Raw genomic sequence first — 7,148 nt, 5'->3', positions numbered from 1 at the left:
GTTAATTCTTCTAACATAGATAAATTATGTAGTGATTTTGGCTATTATCTCATAAATCATTTAGGATTGCTATATTAGGCGAGGGCTAATGCCCTATTGACAGACTGATGGGGTTTTTGCTTGGATGCGATCGACCACTTGGGGGAAGTTCCGCTAGAAAAGTTGAGATAGTCTCAACTTTGCGACAGTTTTCGGGAAAGCAACGCTTACGCATGACACCAGGAAGCAAAGCGAGATCGCTTTCTATTTAGCTACCCTTAAACAACGAAACTATACTTAAATCTTGCACCAGTCGAATAATCTCACATTCCGTCTGCCCTGCTTGACAACAGGGGTTAAAACCCAAAGTTAATTTCTGGCTTCTCTGACTGGGGTGAAACTTCCTAATTGGTGCATTGTCTTACTTAGAGGCATCCAGCACATCCATGAATTTTCCATTCAAAGCACGTTTGAAGAGCCAGAAGAATTCACCAAAAATGGTGATGCCGTTAATTCACCAACATTGGTTGGTGCGGATCGTCCTGCGCTCTATTTCCTACTTCCGCAAAGACTTATGGCTGATCGTCACGCTCTTGCTTTTGATCGGGGCATCGGTGCTTTTCAACCTTCTCAACGCGTGGCCGGTGGCTATTCTAGTCGATACGGTTTTGTCACCAACTCCGAAATCCAACTGGATTCATACGCTGTTTCTTGCCCCGTTCGGTGAAGGCACGCTGAACCGAATTTTCGGAATGGCGTTCGTCGCGATGATTATCAGAATCCTGAGCGATACCGTTTTCATGCTCCGTAGGATGTTGAACTACCGCATCCAGTACAACGGAACCTTGCGGGTTCGCACCGAACTCTACGACAAAATGCAGGCGCTTAGCCTCGGCTGGCACGGCTCCCGATCGCAGGGTGACGCAATCTATCGGTTGAGCTACGACAGCCTCGGTCCTTGGGGGGTGATCGATACGCTCATCGGCTCCACCGCCGCATCGGTGACGCTGACGGCGATGATCTGGATCATGCTGTCGCGCCACGTCCTTCTCACCGTGTTTGCACTTGCGTTCACTCCGCTTCTAATACTGGCGAATTGGTACTTCGAGGGAAGAATTAGGAGTCGAGCGTTGGAGTCGAAGCAGACCGATGCGGTGATGACCTCAACCATGCAGCAAGGTATAGAGTTGATCGGGCTAATCCAGTCCTTCGGTCGAGAAGCAACGGAGTCGCGGCGCTTCGGGCAGATGGTCGAACGCAGCGTCAAGGCCTCCATGCGGCTCAACTGGCAAGAGAACCTCTATCCGCTAGCGGTTCAGGTAGTCTTCGCCCTGGGAAGCGGGGTAATCTTAGGCTACGGCGGATACCTAGTTTATCGCGACCAGTTCTTGCGTCCGGTGCCGAACGGCGTGAGCATCGGCGATCTGCTCGTATTCATGGCCTACCTGGGGCAGTTCTGGGACCCGATAGGTTGGGTGTTGGGGTTCACTACTAAGATCCAAACGTTTGTAGCTTCATGCGATCGCGTCTTTACTGTTATTGACGAGCCGCCCGCCATAAAAGATGAGCCTGATGCGCGATCGCTTCCCGTCTATCCCCGCACACTAGCACTTTCCGATGTAAGCTTCGAGTACAACTCTGGGCAACCCGTCTTGCGGAATATTAATGCTAGTATCGAGCCGGGTCAGATGGTGGCGTTTTTGGGGCCTAGCGGAACGGGAAAGAGCACGCTGCTCAATCTCTTGCCTCGCTTCTACGACCCGACATCGGGCAGCGTCCTCCTCGACGGCTTCGACCTCCGCACGCTTAAGATTGCCGATGTCCGCAAACACATGGCGATCGTCTCGCAAGGCAGCCCACTCTTCCCCGGAACGATCGCAGAAAATATTGCTTACGGTCGCCCGGATGCTCTGCTCCTCGATATTCGGGAGGCGGCGGTCGAATCCGGGGCAGCCGAGTTCATCGAAACCTTGCCGGAGCAGTACGATACTTTAATCGCTGAGGGCGGTCAAAACCTCTCGGGCGGACAGCGACAGCGCTTAGCTATTGCGCGAGCGCTCGTCACTAAGGCTCCCATACTCATCCTCGACGAACCCACGAATGCGCTGGACTTGAAGCACGAGCAGTGGGTCCTAGAGACTCTGCAACGTCTGCGGCGCAAGAGAACCATCATCTTGGTCACGCACCGACTCGAAACTGCCGTAGACTGCGATCTGATTTTTGTGATGCAGGAGGGCGAGATTGTCGAATCTGGCACTCACACCGAACTCCTTACCCAGCAAGGGTTATATTACCGAATGTTGGGCTACAAGCCAGTAAGGTCAATAGGGCTTACTGATAAACCCTCCATAGAGTAGGAGTACGACATAAAGAACTTATTCTTATCCTTTTGCTCCAATCAGTTGCTGTCTGGCTAGAAATAGGCGCGCATTAACTGACCCAGAGGTAGTGAACGCTGCGAGCGAAACAAATACCAAGGGGCAGCAGGGCAAATAGTCGTAGGGCGGGCTACCTCTAAAAAAGTGCAAACGTACCGAAGATTTAGGAAAACGATGCAATCTCCCTGGCTACAATGGCTCTGGCAAACCTCCTAGGCGTAGAGAATATAGATGGCTTTTTCTCTACTTCAATCATCTAAACATTCAAAGATCTAGACATTCAGATCTTTGGGTTGTAAGACCTAGTTGATGAACTTAACACGCTTACCTATGATTGTGACAGTCGCCTCATTCAAGGGCGGAGTCGGGAAGACAACCACAGCGCTGCACTTAGCGGCTTACTTGCAAACCAAAACACCGGCTTTGTTGGTAAATGGCGACCTCAACCCCAGTGCGTTAGATTCGGCCGCGGTTCCCTGCCGTTCAAAGTGGTCGATGAAAAGCAAGGCGTGCGATATGCCAGGGATTACGAGCACATCGTCATCCACACGCCGGCGCGACCAACCCCAGAAGACCTCAAAACTTTAGCCCAAGGGTGCGATTTGCTGATATTGCCCAGCTCTCCCGATGCTATGGCCTTGAGCGCTATGTTGCAAATGGTGGAGGCTCTCTATTCTCTGCAATCCAATTACCGCATTTTGCTTACGGTCATCCCGCCCGCTCCGAGTAAAGTCGGGGCCCAATCTAGGACAACCATCAAAAAAGTGAGATTGCCTATTTTCAAGTCTGATATAAGGAGGCTGGCGGTATTTCACAACGCTGCCCTCGCCGGAGTTCCTGTAAACGCTATCAAAGACCCTTATGGCTAAAGCTGCTTGGGGGTGCTACGCCGCTGTTGGAAAGGAGATACTGCCGTGAGTCGCTTTGATGATTTACTGAAGGTCAAGAAACTCAAACCCGGTGAACCTGACCTCTCTCCCAGTGTGGCGCTATCCAAAAGCAAAGACCCCAACTTTGTTCGCACTAGGGTTTACCTGCCAAAACTTCTGCACCGCCAACTTACCCCTCTTCTGTCACAAAGCGTCCGAGTATAACAGAACAAAATCTCTCAAACCCTAGCTGCGTCTATGGTTAAGCCTCGCCAAGCTGATTAAACCTTGAAATTGATTGATGAGTATTGTCGCTATTACAGAAATCTGTTTTCAGAAGTCAGAAGCTTTGAAGCTTTTACACACCTTCATGCTGGTATAGCAATCCTAAATCAGTTGCAAATAAATCGGGCGTCACTAATCGTGATTAACTTGGTATTAATTCAGGCTTTTTAGCAAAAAAGTCATACATATATAACTTAGGAAAATCAAAGGTTTGACAATTAGTTACCAGCATAAAGAGTTTTTTTATAAGTGGAAAAGATTTACAGAGATACCAATGTTCTCTCAGAAATCTTTTGCCTTGAAGCCAAATATCTTCTACAGGGTTTTGCTCAGGTGCGTTAGGCGCAAACAATTCACATATTATCAACCATTCAGATTTTTTTAAATCTTGATTAACCAGGCTAAGATAATCTCGCATTTCTCCGTATTTATGATAACTGGCGCCATCCCAAAATATCAAAATTTTAGCTCCTTTATTTAGATTTTGGAGGTGTTTTACAAACGAAACTGTATTTTTTGAGTTTCCGGCTTCATATTCTTGAACAAAAAATTCTTTTGTTTGATAGTTGAGGGGCCCAAAATATGTTTGCCTTTCTCTCTGATTTGTCATGGGTACTTCTATTCTTATCTTAGTCTTTCCCCAAACATATCCACAGACATCTCCCCACAGTAGATGACATTCATCAATCATATACACCACAAGTTTTCCCGCTTCTATTTCTTCTCTGTTTTCTGCCAAAATTCTCTCGATTTCTATCTTCTTTGTTTTTACCACTTCAGGGTTTTTTTTGGGGTTCTTTTTTTGAGTTTTCTTCCAGCTAATCTTTGCTTCATCAAGTAATGTATAATAACTTTGATTTGATTTGAAGCGAATATCATACTTGTCTTCTATATATTCCCGGAACTCCTGTAGGCTTAAATACACTTGAGTATCTAAGTAATTAACAATCTCCCGGCGTTGCGCTTGACTTAGATATGCTTTTGACCCTTGATACTTCAGTTTTAATTCTTCCACTCCATTTTTGATGAATTTCATTTTGCATTGACTGATAAATGTTGCTGATACATTTAATATTTTTTGAATTTTAGAACAAGGCATCCCCTCAATCCACATCATTACGGACATTGCTCGCTTCAGTTCTCTCGGGTCGGGGTTGCTCTCGATAAAATCACTTAACTCTTTTAAATGTTGTTGCTCACACATATTGTTTTTTTTACTAATATTCAGTCTGCAAGTATTATACTCCAATACTTCGGACAGTTTTGGAACATGGACGCTCCCCGAGCCGAGCCAAAAAGTCCCTGAGATTTTAACCGAAAATCAAAAAAAAAGGCACTTTTTACGTTAAGCTCAAAAAACACACGAACTTAAAAAAATGCCTGATGAATATTCTAGAATCTATCTTACAACAAATGTCAGGGATTAGTCAATCCCAAAAAAAGTTTATGGTGATTTTGTTTTCCACCATATTGCTTGTTTATGGCAAGGTGAACTTTACCAATCTGAGCCGTTACAGTTCATTGAGTGAAAAAACTTATCGTCGTCATTTTTTGAAAAATTTTGATTTTGCAGAATTTTATCAATACTTTATCAAGAAAGCCTTGAATGCTGAGCGAACCATTATTGCTGTAATCGATTGTTCATTTATTAAAAAAAGTGGCAAAAAAACAGAAGGAAAAGCTAGCTTTTATAATGGTGTAGCTGGCAAACCAGAAGAGGGATTAGAAATTTCTGTAATTTCTTTGGTCGAAGTTGAAACTCATTTGTCTTATAGTGTAAGTGTACAACAAACGCCCTGGCGTTCTCCCACAGAACTACCGAAAAATCCCCTCACTGCTCAAGCTAAAAAAACGTCAAAAAAACCGACTTAAAAAAAAGCGTCTCAAAGCTCAACGCCTGAGATAACAAGAGTTGACGACTATGCCCAACATTTAAAAAAAACCCGTTTTTTATTGCCAAAATCTGTACGTTACTTGGTAGCTGACGGTTATTATTGCCGCGCTAAGTTCTGGGATGCTGTACGGGACTCAGATTTAAATTTGATTAGTAAATTACGGTATGATGCCAACTTGAATTACCTCTATACAGGTGAAAGAAATAAAATAGGCGCTCCTCGTAAATATGATGGAAAAGTAGACTGTAATAAGTTAAACAATTTAACTTATATCAAAGAAATTCAGCCGGGAGTTAAGCTTTATTCATTAGTAGTATGGAGTGTTTGTTTAAAATGTAAAATACGTTTAGCTTGCCTTTGTGAAGTTCAACCCAATGGTAAAATCAAAAATATTTTATTATTCAGCACTGATATCGAGCTGACAAGTGAGCAAATACTTGAGTATTATCGGGCTCGTTTTCAGATTGAGTTTATTTTTCGTGATGCCAAACAATTTACGGGTTTATCCGATTGTCAATCTCGCAGTGGTCAACGCCTTGATTTTCATTTTAATGCCAGTCTAATTGCTTTAAATTTAGCCAAATATGAAGCTTATAATCGTCATTCATCTCCCGAGCCATTCGTGTTTTCCATGACCTCTTATAAACGCCGTGAATTCAACAGGCATATACTTTACACCTTTATTGATAAGTTAGATTTAGACCAGAATTTAATTTTAAATCACCCTAACCTTCCATCAGTCTTATCCTATGGTACTCTCGCTGCTTAAAAACTGTCCGAAGTATTGATACTCCAGAACCATTATAATTTATAAAATTTTGTGAATCATTTAGGATTGCTATATAATCTATGATATTAAACGTAAGACGCTACCAGCCATTGCAGAGATAATGGGGCTAAAAAATGCTCAAGGGTTGCATCGCTTTCTTACCCAATTACCCTACGAGGCTCCAGCCTTGAGAAGGCAAAGGCTAGAATTAATTTTAAAATTTGTTCAATATCGAAAAATCCTTATCATCATTGACTTGCACAGGAGATCCGAAGAAGGGAAAAGCCACAGATTATGTAGCTAGACAATATTTATGGCGACTTGGAAAAATTGACAATGGCATAGTGGCTGTGGTGAGCTATGGTCTAGTAGATGGGTTAACTTTCCCATTAATGTTTGAAATTTATCAACCTAAAAAACGACTTAAACTAAAGTATAGTTACCTACGTAAACCCCTGCTAGCCAGCCAGATGATTAGAGAAATTAAAGCAATGGGTTTGAAATAAACTGTGTTCTAGCTGATAGCTTATATCGAGAAAGTACGAGTACATTAATTCGCTGTTTACAAGGATTAAATCTTCAATTTGCTGTAGCAATTCGGAGTGAACACAGTGTGCGTTTGCCCGCCGAGCAAAGGGTTAGAGCTAATAAATGGCGTAAAGAAAGAGCGGATATTTTCCGATGGGAGCTTCTTAGAAGTCCGCTATATTAAAGAAATTATTTAGGGAAAAAAGAGAGCGTTGCGTTACTGGGAAATCACAACAGATATAGAGACATTTTCCGAAAATTAAACCTGGTATGTGATGACACTTGCTTCCGGGAGCCTTAGCTAAAGAAGTTGGGAATTTATATGGAAATAGGACTGGGATTGAATATGGTTTTAGACAAAGTAAGAGTAGACATCTCCCAAAAAGAAATGGTTGATAGAGCGCTCTTAAATTATAATGGAATTTTATCCCCAAAAACATGAGCC

General features: G+C 43.3%; 8 protein-coding genes. 7 read left to right on the top strand and 1 reads right to left on the bottom strand.

Annotated elements, in window-relative coordinates; translation table 11 throughout:
* Positions 1–425: 425 nt before the first annotated feature.
* The 4 genes from QUA20_RS31160 to QUA20_RS31145 all read left to right on the top strand — a co-directional run bounded on the left by QUA20_RS31160 (position 426) and on the right by QUA20_RS31145 (position 3,451).
* On the top strand, positions 426–2,336 hold the full coding sequence (locus QUA20_RS31160; protein ID WP_333194181.1) for an ABC transporter ATP-binding protein: 1,911 nt from the start codon (positions 426–428) through the stop codon (positions 2,334–2,336).
* 330 nt (positions 2,337–2,666) lie between these two features.
* Complete coding sequence (locus tag QUA20_RS31155) at positions 2,667–2,945, top strand: ParA family protein (RefSeq protein WP_333194180.1); 279 nt, start codon at positions 2,667–2,669, stop codon at positions 2,943–2,945.
* Complete coding sequence (locus QUA20_RS31150) at positions 2,846–3,226, top strand: hypothetical protein (protein WP_333194183.1); 381 nt, start codon at positions 2,846–2,848, stop codon at positions 3,224–3,226. The genes QUA20_RS31155 and QUA20_RS31150 overlap by 100 nt, the downstream gene beginning before the upstream one ends.
* Before the next feature lie 45 nt (positions 3,227–3,271).
* Positions 3,272–3,451: a hypothetical protein gene (locus QUA20_RS31145; protein WP_333194179.1), complete on the top strand. Its 180-nt coding sequence runs from the start codon at positions 3,272–3,274 to the stop codon at positions 3,449–3,451.
* Between the two features lie 202 nt (positions 3,452–3,653).
* Here the strand turns inward: QUA20_RS31145 and QUA20_RS31140 are convergent, their stop codons facing one another.
* Positions 3,654–4,715 (bottom strand): IS630 family transposase, encoded by a 1,062-nt coding sequence (locus QUA20_RS31140; protein WP_333194178.1) that lies wholly within the window; start codon positions 4,713–4,715, stop codon positions 3,654–3,656.
* A gap of 179 nt (positions 4,716–4,894) precedes the next feature.
* Here QUA20_RS31140 and QUA20_RS31135 point away from each other — a divergent pair, with 179 nt between their 5' ends.
* The 3 genes from QUA20_RS31135 to QUA20_RS31125 all read left to right on the top strand — a co-directional run bounded on the left by QUA20_RS31135 (position 4,895) and on the right by QUA20_RS31125 (position 6,681).
* Positions 4,895–5,383: a hypothetical protein gene (locus tag QUA20_RS31135; RefSeq protein ID WP_333194176.1), complete on the top strand. Its 489-nt coding sequence runs from the start codon at positions 4,895–4,897 to the stop codon at positions 5,381–5,383.
* 81 nt (positions 5,384–5,464) lie between these two features.
* Positions 5,465–6,175, top strand: a complete 711-nt coding sequence (locus QUA20_RS31130) for a transposase (RefSeq protein ID WP_333194175.1) — start codon at positions 5,465–5,467, stop codon at positions 6,173–6,175.
* A gap of 221 nt (positions 6,176–6,396) precedes the next feature.
* Entirely contained in the window at positions 6,397–6,681 is a 285-nt protein-coding gene (locus QUA20_RS31125) for a hypothetical protein (RefSeq protein ID WP_333194173.1), read from the top strand.
* Positions 6,682–7,148 lie beyond the last annotated feature (467 nt).

The sequence above is a fragment of the Microcoleus sp. Pol7_A1 genome (genome assembly GCF_036701085.1).
GTDB lineage: Bacteria > Cyanobacteriota > Cyanobacteriia > Cyanobacteriales > Microcoleaceae > Microcoleus > Microcoleus asticus.
This window is presented reverse-complemented; position numbering and strand designations above follow the sequence as displayed.